Source organism: Mucilaginibacter polytrichastri (assembly GCF_001911425.1).
Lineage (GTDB): Bacteria > Bacteroidota > Bacteroidia > Sphingobacteriales > Sphingobacteriaceae > Mucilaginibacter > Mucilaginibacter polytrichastri.
The window spans coordinates 3157115-3176965 of record NZ_MPPL01000001.1; the positions used below are offsets into that span (position 1 = coordinate 3157115).

Annotated in this window: 12 protein-coding genes and 1 tRNA gene; all 13 read right to left on the bottom strand. The window is 42.8% G+C overall.

Translation table 11 applies throughout. The features are described 5' to 3' along the window. Window position 1 precedes the first annotated feature (1 nt). The 13 genes from RG47T_RS13445 to RG47T_RS13505 all read right to left on the bottom strand — a co-directional run bounded on the left by RG47T_RS13445 (window position 2) and on the right by RG47T_RS13505 (window position 19620). Window positions 2-1084, bottom strand: a complete 1083-nt coding sequence (locus RG47T_RS13445; protein ID WP_074489950.1) for an endo-1,4-beta-xylanase — start codon at window positions 1082-1084, stop codon at window positions 2-4. A gap of 908 nt (window positions 1085-1992) precedes the next feature. Beyond that, window positions 1993-2802: a polysaccharide deacetylase family protein gene (locus RG47T_RS13450; RefSeq protein ID WP_074489951.1), complete on the bottom strand. Its 810-nt coding sequence runs from the start codon at window positions 2800-2802 to the stop codon at window positions 1993-1995. A gap of 26 nt (window positions 2803-2828) precedes the next feature. After that, the gene (locus RG47T_RS13455; RefSeq protein WP_074489952.1) at window positions 2829-4352 is read right to left on the bottom strand and encodes an alpha/beta hydrolase family protein; all 1524 of its coding nucleotides are present in this window, start codon (window positions 4350-4352) and stop codon (window positions 2829-2831) included. An 18-nt stretch (window positions 4353-4370) separates the two neighbouring features. Next, on the bottom strand, window positions 4371-6317 hold the full coding sequence (locus RG47T_RS13460; protein WP_074489953.1) for a sialate O-acetylesterase: 1947 nt from the start codon (window positions 6315-6317) through the stop codon (window positions 4371-4373). A 262-nt stretch (window positions 6318-6579) separates the two neighbouring features. After that, the gene (locus RG47T_RS13465; protein WP_074489954.1) at window positions 6580-6936 is read right to left on the bottom strand and encodes a winged helix-turn-helix transcriptional regulator; all 357 of its coding nucleotides are present in this window, start codon (window positions 6934-6936) and stop codon (window positions 6580-6582) included. A gap of 41 nt (window positions 6937-6977) precedes the next feature. After that, window positions 6978-7049, bottom strand: a tRNA-Cys gene (locus RG47T_RS13470). Window positions 7050-7190: 141 nt separating this feature from the next. Then, window positions 7191-7829 (bottom strand): redoxin domain-containing protein, encoded by a 639-nt coding sequence (locus RG47T_RS13475; protein ID WP_074489955.1) that lies wholly within the window; start codon window positions 7827-7829, stop codon window positions 7191-7193. Between the two features lie 470 nt (window positions 7830-8299). Then, a complete protein-coding gene (locus RG47T_RS13480) occupies window positions 8300-8731 on the bottom strand; it encodes a MarR family winged helix-turn-helix transcriptional regulator (protein WP_083627402.1) in 432 nt (143 codons plus the stop codon). Window positions 8732-8765: 34 nt separating this feature from the next. Beyond that, a complete protein-coding gene (locus RG47T_RS13485) occupies window positions 8766-12041 on the bottom strand; it encodes an efflux RND transporter permease subunit (RefSeq protein WP_074489957.1) in 3276 nt (1091 codons plus the stop codon). Window positions 12042-12043: 2 nt separating this feature from the next. Then, the gene (locus RG47T_RS13490) at window positions 12044-15298 is read right to left on the bottom strand and encodes an efflux RND transporter permease subunit (RefSeq protein WP_074489958.1); all 3255 of its coding nucleotides are present in this window, start codon (window positions 15296-15298) and stop codon (window positions 12044-12046) included. A 48-nt stretch (window positions 15299-15346) separates the two neighbouring features. Continuing rightward, on the bottom strand, window positions 15347-16528 hold the full coding sequence (locus RG47T_RS13495; RefSeq protein WP_074489959.1) for an efflux RND transporter periplasmic adaptor subunit: 1182 nt from the start codon (window positions 16526-16528) through the stop codon (window positions 15347-15349). A 22-nt stretch (window positions 16529-16550) separates the two neighbouring features. Next, complete coding sequence (locus RG47T_RS13500) at window positions 16551-18044, bottom strand: TolC family protein (protein ID WP_074489960.1); 1494 nt, start codon at window positions 18042-18044, stop codon at window positions 16551-16553. Between the two features lie 352 nt (window positions 18045-18396). Further along, on the bottom strand, window positions 18397-19620 hold the full coding sequence (locus tag RG47T_RS13505; protein ID WP_083627565.1) for an MFS transporter: 1224 nt from the start codon (window positions 19618-19620) through the stop codon (window positions 18397-18399). Window positions 19621-19851: the final 231 nt, after the last annotated feature.

Below are 19851 nucleotides of genomic sequence, written 5' to 3' on the forward strand. Positions count from 1 at the left end.
GTTAAAATGCTACCACGCTTTGATAGGCCTTTTTGGGTTGAAGATTTTGGTCGAACAATAACGGATAGTTCTTTCTGCCTTTTACAGGATATTCATCGAGCCAGGTATGTTTGTCTGATATATTCCAGAACGTAACGCCCGAAACCACACTTTTATATTGACGAAATACTTTGAATACCATCGCATATTGATCGGCCTGTTTTTGTTCTGCTTCAGGAGTATAAGTATCAGATTCGCCCGGTCTTAAATCCCGTCGGTTTTTCTCCCATGGGTAAACCGACATATCTAACTCCGTGATCTGCACTTTTAACCCAAGCGACGAAAACCTTTCAATTGTGGTAATCAAATCCTTCTGTGTAGGTTCATCGAGCGACCAATGCGCTTGCAAACCAACCGCGTTGATGGGCACTTTAGCATCAACCAGTTTTTTTAATAATTTATAAACCCGCTCCCGTTTTTCGGGGCGTTCGGTATTGTAATCGTTGTAAAATAAAACGGCTTTAGGATCAGCTTCATGCGCATACTCAAAAGCTTTGAAGATAAAATCCTCGCCACAGATCTGGTACCATAACGAGTTGCGTAGAAACTTGGTGCTGTCATCATCAATGGCTTCGTTAACTACATCCCAGGCATATATTTTGCCTTTATAGCGGTTTACCACAGTAAAAATGTGATCCTTCAATCTTTTCAGCAGTATTTCTTTGGTAACCAATTTTCCTTGCTGATCATAAAACAACCATTTAGGCGTTTGCTCATGCCAGCAAAGGTTATGGCCACGCACCCTTAAACCATGTACCTGTGCAAATGCCACAATCGAGTCGGCATCTTTCCAGTTGTAGCGGTTTTCTTCGGGATGGATCGGTGCCATTTTCATGGCATTTTCGGGCGTAAGGCTATTAAACTCCTTCAGAATCAATGCCGATTCTTTTGGATTTTTAATGCTGTAGGGCGACACAGCCACCCCTATCGGGAAATATTTGTCGTAATAGTCCTTTAACCCTTTTGATGGATTTGCCTGTTGCGCATTAGCACTAAATGCAAACGGCATCAGGATCATAAATAAAAGCCCTTTTGATAATTTCATATACAAAAATTTAAAGCATGCATAAATGCCCGGTTATTAGCCGGGCATCTAAATAATTTTTACCCTAAAGCAATAAGCCCTTTGCAGACCTTGTTTAAGACTCGGGGACCAGCCTTAAACAAGGATTAATATTATTAGAAACCAGGGCTTTATGGAAACGGAGGCCCTTGCGTAACCAGGTTGATCTGGGTTTGTGGTATTGGCCTCAAATTCATAAAAGACTGAACGTTCGGGCCGGCCTCTGCATTATATTTTTATAAACGGCTTACTATCAGCATTGCCTTCAAGTAATTTTTTGAGTAATTGTCTTTTCATAATTATATTTTGGCTTTAAGGGCGTATATTTTTTAAACCCATTTGGCAAGAGTTAAATATTAGGGTTCATGCAATAATCCCTGTTCGGTGTTATGCACTTATCTATCAAGTAACTTTTATCATAAGCTCTTCATTTAAATTTTTTGTGGATTACCACGTTAATAGTTTCGCCGAAAATAGACGGGCAAATAATTGGTATTATGTCGTAATTGGTAATTGTAAAACTATTATAAAATACAATCGATTGCATAACTTAAAAACGATTTATAATTTTTTTTCATATCCACATTTTTTGATATAACTAATTGAAATAAATGACATTAATACAATCATACTGATAACTTTAAAATACAATTGATACAAATATGAAAATCAAAAATTTAAAATATTAGATTTTAGGCAAGCATTAGTTCTGTTTGGCAGAGTTTTGGTATTTCCATTACACAACACTGAAACACAGCACTTAGCTTAAAAAATACACTTATTATGCGCTCAAAAACCCCGTTGCAGGCATTGCAGAACAATACGCATAAATAGAATAATTAGGGGTTGTAGTATGAGGATAATATTGCCAGAAAAGCTTGCGAAAGACATTATTTACCAGATACTTTTGGATTTTTATTAGCGCTGATATAAGTTGCTGCATCAACCATGGTAGTAACCCAAATGGTATTTTTATTTTGTTGAAGATAATGTAGCAGTTTGCTATGATCGGCAAGACCCACATTTAAATTATGGCCACCTCCTACTCCATGAAATAGAAACACCAGCATGGTGTGCGTTTTCTGCGCTTCTTTAACTAAACCAATCATATAATCAGCATTTTGGCCGTTAATGGCGTAGCATTGTACGTTATCGAGATCCACACTGTTAATGCTTTCTAAGCCGGGCGATACACCCCTGGCGGCTACAAAATCGTTTCGTAAACTGTTATAAAAAAGCGAATCCCCTATTTTGGTATCACCGCAAGGGTAGGCAAAAGTTCGTTTGTCTTTTCCGTCGATGGCTTTTAACAGGGTATTATTGATGCGGGTTTCGCTTACGGCACGGGCTACGGTATATTTACTTAAATCGGTAGCTGGAGTTACAAAACCGCGGCCAGGCAAGCTGCCATCACATGGGTGGTACAGTGTATGATTACCCAACTCATGCCCATGCTTTGCGGCCAATCGCCACTCTTCCATCCGTTTATTAACAACAGGTGATGAACCGATAAGGTAGAAAGTACCTTTAAACTTCATCGAATCTAAAGCAGGCACCACGTTATCCAGGTCGATATCGATTGCATCATCATAAGTAAGTACTACGGCGCATTGTTTATTATTCCATGCTGTTGTGGCTTGCGCACTGGCAAATACCACATTAAATAATAAACAGATCGATAACAGATACTTACAATTCATGCGTTCAAGATATTAATTTAATGGGATTATTTGGCATGATGATTAATCAGCCCATCTGCCCACTGGATAAAGTATTTCATATTAGGGGCATCGGTATGGCCGCCATCATGCTGCCGCCAAGCCAACTCGCCACCAATAGGACCTACGTTAATAGCAGGCATTTTTTCAGTATTATAATTATTAGATACCCCCAAATCCTCAACGCCCAGCAATTTAAAAACCGGCCCTGCTGCAACAGCGGCCATATAACTGCCCTGCTGATCCAGCCATTTGGCATCGCCCTGTGCCGGGTCGCCATAGCTGATAAAGGTTAACCTCGGCGCACACAAAGCAATTAGCTCATGTGCATCAACCGGGAGATCCTTTGCCGTTTTTGGGCCGAATGTGGCTTCAGAAGCACCGTACTTCATAAAGTTTCCAGCCATCCAATAGTATTCTCCGCCGGTAAGGCTCTCTACCGCTTCGCCAAAATTACGGCGATGCAACTTTGCTCCGCCCTCGCCGGAGGAACCGATTAAGCCCATGTTAAACCGGGACTCGAAAGCCAAAGTAACCAAAGCTGCTTTACCAAAGCGCGAAACGCCTTCTATACCAACATGTTTGGCATCAACACCAGGTTCAGTTTCCAGATAATCCAGACCGCGCGCTGCTCCCCAGGCCCAGGCACGTAAAGCACCCCAATCTTCGGGTTTTCGGGGTTGGCCTCTATTTACCAATCCAATAATTCCCCTGGTCAGTCCTTCCGCATTATCAGCCTGAAAGCTTCCGGGATCTATCAACGCATAACCCCATCCATCGGCTATTAATTGCTGCGTAGATGGCGGATCGCCAGCAGGCCTTGGCCCTCCAAATCCAAACGCCGGCACTTGTGAAGCAATAGGCTGATAGGCAGGATACTGCTCAAAAACTGCCTTTAACGTTGGATCTTCCTTTACCAGAAGCGATTTCATGGCAGTATTGATCTTCTCCAATGCTTCGGGGCTGGGTTGTGCCGGCGCAGGTAAAGTACTTCGCCCAAACATCATCAATACAGGCACAGGGCCCTTGGCATTGGCCGGCAATACCAGCGTCATGCTAATATTTACATCGATAAGTGGGTAAGCCGAATTATCTACATGGCCAACCAGTTGTTTGGCAATAACGGGGGTAAATCCTACATATTCTTTATCAGTTACCTTAACCGTCCAGCTTACTTTGGGTACATTTTTAGGGATGCGGCCATATACTTCGCGCTCCATGTCTTCCACAAGTTCGGGGCGGCGCTGTTTCCACCACATTTCGGCGGTACTTACCTTTTTGCCATTCTTTAAAGTTAACACCTCGGGCAAATTGGGGTACGGATTAGCTAAAGCCTCCTCATAATTGGCGTGATTAGGCGCTGCATTATCGCCGCTTGGCCCCGGTCGCAATGCTTTAATCCCCAATTGATCCATCATATTTTGATGATCCTGTGCTGCTGTAAAGTTTACAGGAGCAGGGTAATTAGATGTCTGTTGCGCCATGGCATGCACGGCTAATAAAGGCAATACCATTACAAATAACTTCCTCATCTTCAAATTGATAAATATTTATTGCGTATCTGTAGTAAACGGAGATGCAGGCAAACCATCCTTGTTATAAAGATTAGCCCCTTCCGGATTGTCTGCCCAGGCATACCTAACATACAGTGGTTCGGTAATATCATCGTTCCACACCACAACTGTATTACCCTCAATGCGGGCTTTGGCCCAAACGTATTTTTTATTCTTCCCAGCTATAGCAAAATATTGAAGTTCGCCGCCATCTTTAGCGGCCAATCCGCTGCCTATGTTATTAAAAGTGAGCGTTATCTTATTGCCCTCAATTTTAGCCGACTGGTAGATAGGTCCCGATAATACTACTGTTTCATCATGATAGGCCAGCTTCTCTGCACCGAGTGCCAGCCGTTCGCCTACGTCCTTTTTATCGAGCGGGTGGATATCGTTCCACTCCCCGGCATCAATATTGACAGACATGGCCGTGTTGGGCACAGCCAGTGCCTTTAACTGACTCTCACGCATCTCTGCCCATTGGCTTTCTGATGGTGAATATTGCACTTCCATAAAATTAGGCAGCTGTGCATAAATGAACGGCAGTTTTACATTATTCCACTTACTGCGCCAATCACTAATCAAAGCCGGCAACAAGTATTGGTATGCTTGAGGTTTAGCCGTATTAGATTCGCCTTGATACCATACAAAGCCTTTAACAGCATAGTTTATCACAGGTGCCACCATCGTATTATATAAACCTGCAGGTTCATTCTGGGCCGAAAAGTTATTAGCTGATCCCGCTCCCCATTGTGTTTCAAATACTTCGCCAACCTGGTATTGCCAGTCGCCCCGCAGATCAATATTCTGGCCTCCTGCAGATAAGAAATAAGGTTTTTCGGGTACAAAACCACCTTTGCCGGCAGTATTAACAACGCGAACCACAATAATATTTTTGCCCGGCTTAAGTAATCCTTGCGCTACATCATACCTGCGTGGTGGGTACTGATAGGTGGTGCCGCCTACCAAAACGCCGTTAACATAGGCTTGGTCTGCATCTATAATTCGCCCCATGAATAGCTTGGCAGGTGTACCGGTCATGCTTGCGGGAATATTGATTTCTTTCCGAAACCAAACTGTACCATTTAATCCCTTAACACCCTGGTCGGCCCAATAACCGGGCAACCAGAATTTGTGCCAGCCTTGAGGAACATAGGTTGTATCATACCATTTTACAGGTCCGGTTAATCCCTTATCGGCTTCTGGTTTCTTAATTGGCGGATCTTTCTTAGCGAGCAGCTTACCCATATAAACCGAATCCTTAAAATTGGCTAGTTTAGTTTGATATTCTGGAAATTGCTTTAACCCACCCTCACTTATCCATGCCTCAATGGGCGTACCGCCCACGCTGGCATTGATAATCCCTATTGGCACATGATATTTTAAATAGAGTTTCCTTGCAAAGAAATATGATGCTGCGCCGAAATTAAGCGTGTTTGTTGGCGTAGCTGCTTTCCATTCGCTTGCGGGCAGTTCATCATGTACTTTACGCACATCAGCTACCGTTGGGATAAAGAAGTTTCTGATCTCCGGATAATTGGCCTGGGCTATATCTTCCGGGTACCTTTCTTTAACACGCTCCATATTAATCACCATGTTTGACTGGCCCGAACAGAACCATACATCGCCAATTAAAATGTTACGGATAGTGATATGGTTGCTGGCCGAGATTTCCATGGTATATGGCCCGCCGGCTTTCATAACTGGCAATAGTATCATCCATTTGCCATCATCACCGGTAATAGCCTTGCCCGTTTTGTTATTAAACTTTATGGTTACCTTTTCATGTCTGCCTGCCCAGCCCCAAAGCTTAATTTTAGTGTCGCGTTGCAATACCATATTGTCGCTAACCAGTTTAGGCAAGCTAACCTGAGCATAGGCTGATGGGATGGTTAGTAAAAACCAACTCAATAAAATGACTGCAGACGGCCTGAGACAATGTTTCATGAAAGATAATTATAATTGGTTGCGGAGATCTGACTGATGTTCCTGAAAACAAATATGAATTTATTTTTTCAATAAAAGCAATCGATTGCATATATCGTAATATATATTTTACAAGCGTAGCCTTGTATTAAATCTCCTGGCAGATTTATCACTTTACATTATAAAAAAGCCCTGTAAGGTTTTAACTTACAGGGTTAGATGGTAGATAATAATGTTGCGAAATATTGAAGACGTCGATCCTTCCGGTAACTTTATATTTTCATCATTCTTTCCAGTGTAAACCCCATTGCTGTAATTGCTTAATAATTTGCAGCAGCGCCCGGCTTTTGGTAGTTAAAGTATAGCTTATTAATGAGGGTGCTACATTTCCCTCTACATGCCTTTCTATAAACTTTTCTGTTTCCAACTCGCGCAGGCGCTGGGTTAGCATATGGTCTGACGCGGTAGGGAAAGCGGCCTTTATTTTATTAACCTGGTTTACCCCCAGCGATATATCATAAAGTATCATCATTTTCCACCGGGTGCTTATAGTCCGCAGCACGTCGTTTACTTCGGTTGTGTTTTCTAATACTTTAAGGTTATGGTTGTTGGTTAAATTTCTTTTTAAAATAGTAGCCATACGTTATAATATTATTAATGAGATAAGTTTAATTGCTAATGAGGTATGGGGGCGGATTCGAACCGCCGTAAAAGGTTTTGCAGACCCCCGCCTAACCACTCGGCCACCCTACCTTTCATGACTCCCTAAGACATAAAATTTTCACATAAAATTTCCTTAACAGCTATTCTCTGCTTTAGCTTTTGTCCCGGTGCTGTACTTTGTAAAGCCGGGCAGACAAATTTGTTATCGGAAATTAATTGACGCGCTAAACGCTACGCCGATCTTTTATCGGCCAAATATTTATTAGACTGATAAACAGCACCTGTAATATCTGCTAATGGTAAACCGGCTAAAATATCTTCATTTACATGGGCAAACGCCACCTGCCTTAAACTATCCAAAACATAAACAGATGGTAAAGGCACATTATGTTCTACGCCTGCATAACGGTTCCATGTGGGGCTATTCTCGCCATATATCCCTATTAACTGTGCAAGTTCATGCTGCTGATCTGCGTAAAATTGAAGCGAAAGACTATGATCCCATAATGCCTGCTTCAGGTCTTCTGCATTATCTGTTATCACCAGCAGGTTACCATAATGGTATTGAATTTCCTGCTGCAAGGTGCTCAATTGTTTAAGGTGAGCTATCCCGGCTTCGCCCCACTGGCTGGAGTAAAAATAAAGCACCAATGGCTTTTTAGTGTAAGAGAAAGATACACCCGATTGGTTATAAATATTCTCATCAAAAAACGGATGCCATTTGTCCCTGTTTTTTGGCGCACTTAAACCATAAATAAAATCACCCGGTTTTGCGGGGTTTAATTTGGCATAAGTTTGCGTAGTATATTCCAGCTCGGTAATAACTTCGAGTGTATCAAATAATGGGTATTTAAGATGTTGGTTAAGCATAAATTAATATTTAAATGTTGTGAAATTTTGTTGTGAACGCATGGGCAGATCTCAACTACAACAATTGCTTAAACCATAAATAGCTTTGTAGAAAGCAGCATTACTGATTAGATATAGGTGTTTAGATACAGACATAATAAAACAATAGATGATTAAATGAATAAATAACGGACCTGAAAGGTCTCTTCTTTCCCAATCAACAACAACACATACAACAGCTGCAGGCGTAGCTGTTTAAGAATTTAAGGTGTGGTGTGTTTATCAATTTCATCTTTATTTTAAGATCATTATCGTATTGCCTGGCAATAAAATACTGATTCTATGTTTGTGTAAAACAAAGCTATAAAATAAACTACTAAATTGGTAGTCTTTTTATAAAAAATTGTATAACTATCTATATTTCAGTCAAAAAAAAATAAACATTATGCTAAATTCCAAAAAAAGAACTTGTATACTTATTGAAGCAACTATTAAATAGCCTGCTTCAATAAGTTCTGCTGGATCATTTCTGATACTTCGAAGAAAGTAGCCAGTTTCTCATCCTCAATCCCAAACTCGGCCAGTTCGTTGATCTTTTCAACACTGCGTTCAATGTAAGGGATAGACGATACCGCATCAGACGATAAATGCACATAGTGCTCCCTCCTGTCGGCCGGGTTCTTTTCTATTTTTATCAGCTTCTTCTGCTCCAGGTAAGCAATGATGCTTACCACCCGCGATTTATCGACCTGTAACAGCTCGGCCAGCTGGTTCTGCGTAACAGGATGGTCTTGTATGCCCAGCATTAGCAAGGCCTCAAAATGGTGGTCTAATTCAAAGGCGGATAGCTCTTTGGTCAGCATCTTTTTATATAGATGGTTGATCTGCCTTAAACTCCGTGATATCAGTTGCACGTGTTTCATAATTGTTAGAATATAAGGGGTACTATACTACTATTTAAGATTTTCCATGTGCTTCCCGGTCGGCTTTATTCTCCCGTTGCGCTTGTTCTATTTCATATTCAAGTTCTGCGTCTATGTTTTGTTCTTCTACCCGTTTGGCTTTGTCCATCAGTTCTTCATGATGGGCCTCTAACCAGTCCAGTTGTTTTTTACCGTAAGAGAATTTGGTAAACAGCACAAACAGCACCGGCACAATAAATATTGAAATGGTAGACGATGCTATCATCCCGCCCAAAACGGTAACGCCAATGGTATTACGCGATGCCGCACCCGCCCCTGTTGCCAGGGCAAGTGGTAAAACACCGAGTATGAAGGCCAATGAAGTCATGATAATTGGGCGCAAACGCAGTTTCACCGCTTCGAGGGTTGATTTAATGAGCTCTTCGCCCCTATCTACCCGCAGCTTGGCAAACTCTACAATCAGGATCGCGTTTTTGGCTGATAGCCCGATCAGGGTGATCAACCCAATCTGCGCATACACATTGTTGGTAAGCGTAGGTACACAGGTTAATGCCAATATAGCACCAAAGGCACTGATAGGTACAGCCAGCATCACCGAGAATGGCACCGACCAGCTCTCGTACAAAGCCGCCAAGAACAGGAACACAAACATGATACTGAACATAAAGATGTATACTGTTGTGGAACCTGCCTTAATCTCTTCATAACTGAGCCCCGAGAATTCGACAGTGTAACCACGCGGTAAAACACGTGCGGCCAGTTTCTTTAATTCATCAAGGCTTTGCCCACTGCTATAGCCCGGAGGGATGGCACCGTCCACTTCTGCCGAGCGGAAAATGTTAAAATGCGAGATCAGCGGTGCAGTAGAGATCGGCTTGTAGCTGATCAATGTACTTAATGGCACCATGCTACCAACCGAGTTACGCACGTAATATTTGTTCATATCGGCAATTACAGCCCTGTAGGTAGTATCTGCCTGGATCACGGTATGATAGGTACGGTTGTAAAGGGTAAAATTGTTAACAAACGAGCTACCCATGTAAGACTGCATGGTACTAAATACATCAGATATACTTACACCAATCTTTTCACATTTTTCACGGTCTACCGTTAACTCATAACTTGGGGTATGTGCCGAAAAATAACTGAACGATGTGGCAATGGCAGGTACTTTATGCGCCTCGGCTACAAAGTTTTGAACTACTTTTTCAAAGGCATGAATATCATCGCTCGAGTTGCCCTGCTCAATTTGCATACTAAAACCCGCAGCCAGTCCAATACCCCTGATAGGCGGCGGTTGAATAACCACGATGTTGGCATTCTTGATACCCGCTTTGGCAAAGCGCACCTTAAGCGCCTTGGTAATACCCTCAATCTGGGTGGCCGGTGTAGTACGCTGATCCCAGGGCTTAAGCATACAAAACATGGAGCCGTTATTGGAGTTGGCGCCACCATTAAGAATATTGAAACCAGAGATAGCCGTATAGTGTAACATACCCGGTGTTGCGGTCACTATCTTCATCATCTTGGTCATCACGTTAACCGATTGGGTAGTTGATGATGCCTCGGGCAGTTGATAAGTAATGTATAAACGCCCACCGTCTTCAGAAGGCACAAAACCCGATGGTTTCATCTTGAATAAAAACCAGGTACCGATACAAATCAGTAATAACAAAAGTACAATATAGCGGGCACCTTTAATGCTTCGCTGTACGCCATTAGTATACCTAAAGGTTATTTTATCAAAGATTCTGTTAAAATGGAAAAAGAACTTATCTAACCAGTTGTTTGATTGCTCATGATGGCTTGGCCTTAACAACAGCGTACATAATGCAGGTGTTAACGACAATGCTATAAACGCCGATACCACAACCGATATAGCAATAGTAATAGCAAACTGTTGGTACAACCGCCCTACAATACCCGGTATAAACCCTACAGGCACAAACACTGATGCCAAGATCAAGGCTATAGCAATTACCGGTGCCGAAATCTCTTTCATGGCCTGGTAAGTAGCCTCTTTGGGCGACATATGCTGCTCATCTATGTAGTGCTGCACCGCCTCGACGACAATAATAGCATCATCTACCACAATACCAATAGCCAACACGAACCCAAACATGGTTAACGTGTTAATGGTAAACCCAAGCGGTATAAAGAAGCAGAAGGTGGCCAGGATAGATACCGGTATTGCAAATATAGGTATCAAAGTAGACCGCCAGTTTTGCAGAAACAGGAACACCACGATGGCAACCAAGCCTAATGCCTTTAATAGCGTGCCAATTACCTCATCCATAGAAACCTTAATAATGGTTACCGATTCAAAAGGCACCGAGTAGTCTACATCCGCAGGAAAAGCTTTCTTCAGCTTAGCTAGCTCTGCATAAACATTTTCGGCTGTTTGCAAGGCATTACTTCCGGGCGACTGATAAATCTGTATGGTTGAGCAGCGGTTACCATCGGCAAAAGCATTACTCGAGAAGGTAAACTTACCCAGTTCAACCCGGGCTACATCTTTCAAATAAACCAGTTGGCCGGTTGCAGGGATACTACGCACTACAATTTGCTCATAGTCCGACACCTTGCTTAGCATCCCGTTTACCAAAATCCCGGTTTCATAAGTTTGCGAGCTCTGCTGTGGGGGTGCCCCTACAGAACCAGCCGCTACATAAACGTTTTGGCCGTTTAGCGCAGCGGTAACGTCAGCAGGCGTTAACCCGTAAGAAGCCATTTTATCCGGATTCATCCAGATGCGCATACTAAACACATCGGTACGGGCACTTACATCGCCCACACCGGGCACACGCAATATGGCATCTTTAATAAATACGTTGGTGTAATTATCCAGAAAGGTAATATTATGCGTTTTCTTTGGCGAATAAATAGCGACCAGCATTAGCTGATCGGGGTTGCTGGCGCGTACGGTTAAACCCAGCTTACTTACTACCGATGGCAGCAAGGGCGAAGCAATACCGACCCGGTTTTGCACATTTAATGCAGCCACCTGTACATTGGTACCTATTTTAAAAGTGACCCGGATACCCACCCCACCGCTGTTGGTGTTTGTACTTTGCATATACTCCATACCGGGGGTACCATTTACCTGCTCTTCAATTGGTATCGCAACAGTTTGCTCAACTGTTTGGGCATCGGCACCGGTATACGATCCGTTAACCGAAACACTCGGCGGAGATATATTGGGGTATTGATCAACCGCAAGGTTAAAAAGACAGATTAAGCCCGAGATCATCAACACAACTGATATAACGATCGCAGTTACCGGTCTTTTGATAAAAGTATTCGCTATCATGCCTACCCTTCTTTACTTAGTTCACGTGATTTTTGTATTTCGTACTCCAGTTCAGGGTCGATATTTTGAGCTTCTACCTTTTTAGATTTGGCAATCAGTTCTTCACGGTTAGCCTGCAAATATTCTAGTTTATGTTTCCCGTAAGAGAAACGGGTGATCACCACAAACAATACCGGTACAATAAATATCGCAATTGTTGATGCCGCAAACATACCACCCAATACCGTGTAGCCAATGGTTTGCCTTGCCACCGCGCCTGCACCTGTTGCCAACACTAGTGGTAATACACCCAGGATAAAGGCCAGCGAAGTCATGATGATTGGTCGCAAACGAAGACTAACCGCCTCGAGTGTTGATTTAATGAGCTCCTCGCCCATATCAACCCGCACCTTGGCAAATTCTACAATCAAAATCGCATTCTTTGCAGCCAAACCAATGAGCGTTATCAACCCTATTTGCGCATAAACGTTATTAGTTAAAGTTGGCACAAAGAGCAGGGCCATAATAGCCCCGAAAGCCCCAATCGGTACGGCAAGCAATACCGAAAACGGTACAGACCAACTCTCGTACAATGCCGCCAGAAACAGGAACACGAAGGTAATGGAGAACATAAAGATATAGATGGTGGTTGAACCCGCCTTCTTCTCTTCATAACTCAAGCCCGAAAACTCGTAAGTATATCCTTCTGGCAAAGTTTTGGTAGCCAGTTCCTGCAAAGCATTTAATGCTTCGGTGCTGCTGTAGCCTTCGGCAGATGAGCCATCAATTTCGGCCGTTCTGAAGATGTTGAAATGTGATACCAGCGGCGGTGCCTCCGTAGGTTTGTAGCTGATTAATGTACCCAGCGGTACCATGGTACCTGCCGAATTGCGTACATAATACTTGTCCATATCCGAGATCTTACTGCGGAAAAGCGTGTCGGCCTGTACCACCACATGGAAGGTACGGTTATAGGTAGTAAAATCATTTATATACAAGCTACCCATGTAAGCCTGTATGGTGGTAAACACATCGGATATATTAACGCCCAGTTTCTCACATTTCTCCCTATCGACCGTAAGGTTGTAGTTTGGCGTGTGTGCCTGGTAATAACTAAAGGCTTTGGATATGGCAGGGTTTTTATTGGCGGCGGCCACAAATTTGGCAACCACCTTTTCAAAATCCTGCAGGTTATCGTTGGTATTGCGCTGCTCTATCTGCATGCTGAAACCAACCGTTGCACCCACACCCGGTAAAGGCGAAGGCTGGATAACCTGGATGTTGGCATTTTTAATCCCTGCATCAGAAATGCGCTTTTGCATTACACCGATTAATCCGGGAACCTGCTCGCTCGATTTGCTACGATCATCCCATGGTTTAAGCTGGCAGTAAATAGTACCATTATTAGAGTTACTGGCATTGGTTACCACGTTTAAACCAGATAAGGCAGCATAGTGTGCCACACCGGGCGTTGATGATATTACCTTCATTAACCGTTGCATTACATCAACAGATTGCGCTGTTGATGATGCCGGAGGCAATTGGTAAGTCACATACAAGTTTCCATCATCTTCTGACGGGATAAAGCCGGATGGCTTTTGCTGAAACATGAAATAAGCTCCCGCACAAATACACACCAGTAAGATGATGATTAATCGCGATGCTTTGATGCTCTTCTGAACACCATTGGTATAACTGGCCGTAATCCGATCAAACCAGGTGTTAAATTTATTAAAGAACCTGTTTAAGGCATTTGCTTTTTTACCGGTCGGCGTTGGCTTAAGTAACAGTGTACACAAAGCTGGTGTTAACGATAGGGCGATAAAAGCAGAGATCATCACAGATATAGCAATAGTGATGGCAAATTGCTGATATAAACGCCCTACAATACCGGGGATAAACCCTACCGGAACGAATACCGCAGCCAAAATTAAGGCAATGGCAATAACCGGGGCCGAAATATCTTTCATGGCCTGGTAGGTAGCTTCCTTGGGCGACATTTTATCATGATCGATGTAATGCTGCACAGCCTCGACTACGATAATGGCATCATCCACAACAATACCAATGGCAAGTACAAAACCAAACATGGTTAAGGTATTGATAGTAAACCCTAGCGGGATAAAGAAACAGAATGTACCGAAGATAGATACCGGGATAGCCAATACCGGTATTAAGGTAGACCGCCAGTTTTGCAGAAACAGGAATACCACTACAGCAACCAACCCGAGCGTTTTAAGCAAAGTACCCACTACATCCTGCATGGAAACTTTAACCACCGTAACCGACTCGAACGGAACCGAGTATTCCACATCAGACGGGAACGACTGTTTTAACTTGGCCAGTTCGCTGTAAATACCATTGGCGGTTTCGAGCGCGTTGCTGCCCGGTGCCTGGTAAATTTGCAGGTACGATGCCCGGTGACCATCTACAAAAGAATTGCTGGAAAAGGTGAACTTACCCAACTCAACCCGCGCTACATCTTTCATGTAAACCAATGCACCTGTTGACGGTGTATTTTTAACAATAATATTTTCGAACTCAGATACCTTACTTAAACGGCCGTTAACCAATATCCCCAGCTCATAAGTCTGGCTGGAAGATTGCGGCGGTACACCTGCCGTACCCGCTGCTACCTGCACATTTTGTGCATTAAGCGCAGCAATAACATCTGCCGGTGTTAAGCTGTAGGATGCCATTTTATCCGGGTTCATCCAGATACGCATACTAAAATCATCCGTAAAACGGTTGATACTGCCTACCCCTGGTACACGCAGCAAAGCATCCTGCACAAATATGTTGGTATAATTATCCAGAAAAGTATTGTTGTGCGTTCCCTTTGGCGAGTAAATGGCCACCATCATCAGCATACTTGGGTTTACCGCACGTACGGTAAGGCCTAAGCGGCTTACTACCGCCGGTAATAAAGGCGTGGCAATACTTACCCGGTTTTGTACATCAAGCGCAGCCACGTCAATATCCGTCCCTATTTTAAAGGTTACGTTCATTTGCATGAGGCCGTTGTTGGTGCTATTACTTTGCATGTACTCCATACCCGGCGTACCGTTTACCTGCTCCTCAATAGGGATAGCAACCGTTTGCTCCACTGTTTGGGCGTCGGCACCGGTAAACTGACCGTTCACCTGTACAACCGGCGGGGTAATATCGGGGTACTGGTCAATCGGCAAAAGCAAAATACTCACTGTACCGGTAATTACCAATACAATGGATATCACTATCGCGGTTATCGGTCTTTTTATAAAGGTATTAGCAATCATATATTTTCATCTATCGTAAGATGCAGAAACGCGTATATCAATTATTTATTAACCCTTGCCGCCTTTGCCTGCGCCCGGGCCTACTTTATTAGCAGTTGTAATCTGCGATCCGTCATGTAATGATTGTACACCATCTGTCACCACCCTGTCGCCGGCATTGATGCCGCTTTTAATGACCACATTAGGCCCAATGGTTTGGCCAATCTGTACTTTCTTTTGTGCAGCAACCAATGTCTTTTTTGTTTTTGCACTATCAGCAGGTGCTTTAGGGTTGGTAATGGTGCTGTCTTTAGCTATGTACACAAAATATTCACCCATTTGCTCAACCACGGCTTTGTTAGGCAATACCAATTGCGGCTGGGTATCCTGGTTATGTACCCTTACCACGCAGCTCATACCAACCCTTAACATATTTTTAGCATTAGGAAATACCAAACGCACACGGATAGAACCCGTTTGCGAATCAACTGCACGGTCAATTATCGAGATCTTACCATTCTCCGGGTAAAGCGTATTATCCGGCAATAAAAGGGTGAAAAGAGAATCTACGTTTGCTTTCTTCTCCATCTGCAGTTTCTCAAATTTAGGCAGTTGTTTCTCATTGATCACAAAATCAACCGCCATCGGGCTATCGGTAGAAATAGTGTTTAGCACTGTTGTACCTACCGATACCACATTACCCAGCTTAACCTGGCTAAACCCGATAGTACCCGAAAATGGCGCGGTAACTATAGCGTAATTAAGATTAGTTTTAGCAGTTTTAACCGCCTCATCTGCAGCTTTTACCTGGCTTTTCGAATTTTCCAGGGTGATCATTGCATGATCGTAAAGCTGCTTGGCAACGGCATTGTATTTATTCAAATAATCATACCGGTCGGCATCCTGTTGCGATTGCTTGAGTGTGCCCTGCGCAACGCGCAGATTAGCTACCGCAGCATCATAATTATTTTGATAAATACGGGTATCAATTTCATATAGTTTTTGACCTTTGGTAACGTGGCTGCCTTCGGTAAAAAAGATCCCGGTAACGGCACCCTGAACCTGCGGTAATAAGCTTACCTGGCTTAAGGCTGCTGTGGTAGATGGGTACTTATCGTAATATAAAACAGACTGCGCCTGAACCTTTACTAAGTTAACGGGGACCTCTGTACTTACCGGCGGCTGCTTTTTTTTGCAGGCACCCAAAATGAGGCAACTTATACAAATGGTATTTAAAAGTACTCTATTCATAGAGGTGGTTAATTTTTATAAGTTAATAACTGATATTGCCCATCGCTTTTTGCAAATCTATTTTGCTTGATAGGGTCTGGAAAAGCGCGTTCAGATAGTTTATTTCGGACGTGATTAAATTCGATTCGGCAGTGATAACGTTAAGATAAGCTACAATGCCTTGTTTGTACTGCAGCGTTACCACAAAATATACCCGCCTGGCCATAGCTACGTTCTTTTGCAGCAGTTGCAAATTGTACAAGTTGCCTTTATAGTTGGCATTGGCGGTGGTGTATTCTTTATTAATCTGTAGTTTCAGGTCGGTTTCATCCCAAGTGATCAGCTGCTCCTGTAACCTGGATTTGCGGATGTTATGCACCCTCGAAAGCCCCGTAAAAATGGGAATGCTCACAGATAAGCCCACCAAAGAGCTTGGGTAAGAACTATCGAAAACATTAGAGAATTTTGAATTAGCAAATTGCCTGTTATAATTGTAAAAAGCAGACAGCGTTGGCAAAAAAGCTGTTTTATAATACCCTGTTAAGGTAGCTTGTAAAGCTTTTTGGGTGCCGAGTTGTTGAAACTCAATCCTTTTTTCGTAACTCAGCTGCTGGGTAGTATCTATGTAAATGCCCTGCATCATCTGGTCGGTGTTAAAGCTTACGTTAAACTGCTGCTCGGGCGGGAAACCCATCAGTTGCTTTAGCGTCGCAAACTGCGGCACCACGTTCTCATTGGCTTGTTTTAACTGGGCCTTTGAGTTATTTAAGGTAATGGTAGCTTCTTCGTAATCAGTTTCGTCAACAATACCACCTATATATTGGTGATAAGTGTCGCGTACATTTTTACCCAGGCGGGCCGTGTCTTCTTTTAAAACATTGATCTGCTCTAGTGTAAGCAGTACGTTATAATACGATTTACTTACAGCCGATACCAGGTAGATCCTGGTGCTATCTGTTACCTGTTGTGCTTCTTTAAGCAATAAGGGGGCAGTTTTGGCAGCATACAATAAGCTTGGGCTAAATATAGCCTGCGAAACAGCCAGTTGCGGTATAAACGTATTGGCTGTGCGGGTGGCAACGCCCGAACTTGAAGTCGACGTAGTTGTACCCGTAGTGCCTCCGGCGGTAGTTCCGCCAGTTGTGGCTCCTCCTGTTGCGGTAGTTGTACCGCCCTGCGTAGTAATAACACCACTTTCCGGAAACTGGATATAATGTGTAACGTTTCCACTGGCGCTAACCTGTGGTAGCCAGGGAGCTATATTTACAGCATTTGTTTCTTTGGCAATGCTTACATTGATCAATGATTTATTCAGCCCGGGCTGATGGATCATGGCATAATCAATACATTGTTTTAGCGACATAAATTCGCCCGAGGCATTGTGGCTGCTATCTGCCTTTACCACCACGCTACTGGTATCGGGCATTACAAGATCAGGTTCAACGGCTACAGGCTTTTTGCGTGGCGGCACTTTTTGTGCATATACAGATGATGCACTTAAAATGATAATTAATAATAGAATGCGGATTTTATCCATATAATTAAATATTCAACATCCTTAACGGGGATGATGCTTGGTCAATAAAACGCTAATAAATTTCCTAATTATTTAAGCAGATAGTCGCATACAAGAAGCACTGGCGTGTCTCTGGTTAATTAATAGGGGCGATTCAAAATTGATAAAAACATCTGTTATTGAGGGTAACAATATTGTTAAAATCAGCTTTCGATAATAAAAACACAACTTCCACATACTTATAAGTCAGTATAGGGTATAGTTTTAGTTTACAGGTGCTACTATTGTTACAATGTAACTATAGTTTAGCTCAAATTAGCTTACTGAGTTGAGCTAAACTGTTAAAAATAGAGAGATAAATAAGAGATAAAAATCAGGCATTATCGGTTAATACTTCCTTTTTAGTTTTTAAGATAAGCATTACTATTACTGATAAAATAATTAACACGAAGTAACTATAGCCCAAATGATGCTCATCCCTGGCAGGAAGCAGGGCAACAATACCATAGCTGAGTATCGACACAATTACATAATTTACCCCGCCAGACAAGCCGCTTGCAATACCCGCATTTTGCGGGAACCTGCTTAAGCAATAGGTAAAAAAGTTATTGAAGGTATTACCGGCCCCTACCTGGATAATAAAGGCGAAGAATATTAAAGTATATAAATCGGCCCGGTAATTAATACTAATGATCATGGCAATTACAAATACAAGCTGTAACGTAAGGTTAACGGCTGCTTTTTTAAAGAACGGACGATCTATGGTCGATTTACCGATAATTCCGCCTGTCATCCAGGCTACGCCCAAAATAAGCGAGCTGTAACCGGCTATTACAGGCGAAAGATGCAGGGTGTGCTCAATGATAAAAGGGCCCGTCATGTTATAGATCATCACCATGCTGTAGGAAAGGCCAACCATAATGAGGGCAAGCGTAAAGGTTGTAGTCTTAATCATTTTACTATATACCCCGGCAATTTTCTTAACGTTAAAGGTCGAGAATGTTTGTAAAGATTCGCCGCTGAATATAAGCTCCAGCACAGCCAGCACAATGGCAAAACCAGCCAGGAAATAGAAATTAGATTTCCAGCCGAAACCGGTTTGCAGGTAGCCCCCGATAAAAGGTGCAACAATTGGCCCCGTTGACCAAATAATGGAGAACAGGCTTAAATAATTCTTCAGCTTTGCCCCCGTAAACAGATCGATAAAGTAGGCCCGTTTAGACACCACTACCCCACCCACGGTTATGCCATGTACAATTCGCATCAGGTATATCACATAAATACTGTGCGTACTGGCTATTACAATACTGGCCGCTGCAAATATCACCAGGCAAATCAGGCTGATGTTATATCGGCCAAAACTATCCAGCACACTGCCAATAAATAGCTGCGTAATGCCGTAGCTAATTAAAAACAAAGTTAATGTTAGCTGTACCTGTATACTGGTAACTCCCATCTCGGCCGACATGCTAGGCAGCGATGGTATATAAATATCTGTAGCAAAACCAGAAAGTGGCATCAAAGCAAAAGCCAGCACATTAGCTATACCCTGATGATGTGCTTTAATTTGTTTGGGCGTTGAAAGTAGAGAGGACATATTACCGGATCTGAAAAAATTTAATAAGCCACATTGATTAATGAGCTTATCTGCGGCAAAAGTAACAGGTTTAAACAGCATGCACTATATAGGCACAGATTATGATTTTTTGAAGACAGTTTGCAAAAATAAGGAACAACCTACAAAGCTGCTTCCATGTAAGGAAACAGCTTTGTAGGTTGTTATATATAAGGTTAAAAATGAAGTCGTCCTATTACCTCATCAGCAATT

Excerpts from the sequence above, each read along its gene's own strand:
- RG47T_RS13495 (WP_074489959.1), bottom strand. The coding sequence starts at position 16,528 with ATGAATAGAGTACTTTTAAATACCATTTGTATAAGTTGCCTCATTTTG.
- RG47T_RS13480 (WP_083627402.1), bottom strand. The coding sequence starts at position 8,731 with ATGAAACACGTGCAACTGATATCACGGAGTTTAAGGCAGATCAACCAT.
- RG47T_RS13475 (WP_074489955.1), bottom strand. The coding sequence starts at position 7,829 with ATGCTTAACCAACATCTTAAATACCCATTATTTGATACACTCGAAGTT.
- RG47T_RS13445 (WP_074489950.1), bottom strand. The coding sequence starts at position 1,084 with ATGAAATTATCAAAAGGGCTTTTATTTATGATCCTGATGCCGTTTGCA.
- RG47T_RS13460 (WP_074489953.1), bottom strand. The coding sequence starts at position 6,317 with ATGAAACATTGTCTCAGGCCGTCTGCAGTCATTTTATTGAGTTGGTTT.
- RG47T_RS13500 (WP_074489960.1), bottom strand. The coding sequence starts at position 18,044 with ATGGATAAAATCCGCATTCTATTATTAATTATCATTTTAAGTGCATCA.
- RG47T_RS13485 (WP_074489957.1), bottom strand. The coding sequence starts at position 12,041 with ATGATAGCGAATACTTTTATCAAAAGACCGGTAACTGCGATCGTTATA.
- RG47T_RS13455 (WP_074489952.1), bottom strand. The coding sequence starts at position 4,352 with ATGAGGAAGTTATTTGTAATGGTATTGCCTTTATTAGCCGTGCATGCC.
- RG47T_RS13450 (WP_074489951.1), bottom strand. The coding sequence starts at position 2,802 with ATGAATTGTAAGTATCTGTTATCGATCTGTTTATTATTTAATGTGGTA.
- RG47T_RS13505 (WP_083627565.1), bottom strand. The coding sequence starts at position 19,620 with ATGTCCTCTCTACTTTCAACGCCCAAACAAATTAAAGCACATCATCAG.
- RG47T_RS13465 (WP_074489954.1), bottom strand. The coding sequence starts at position 6,936 with ATGGCTACTATTTTAAAAAGAAATTTAACCAACAACCATAACCTTAAA.
- RG47T_RS13490 (WP_074489958.1), bottom strand. The coding sequence starts at position 15,298 with ATGATTGCTAATACCTTTATAAAAAGACCGATAACCGCGATAGTGATA.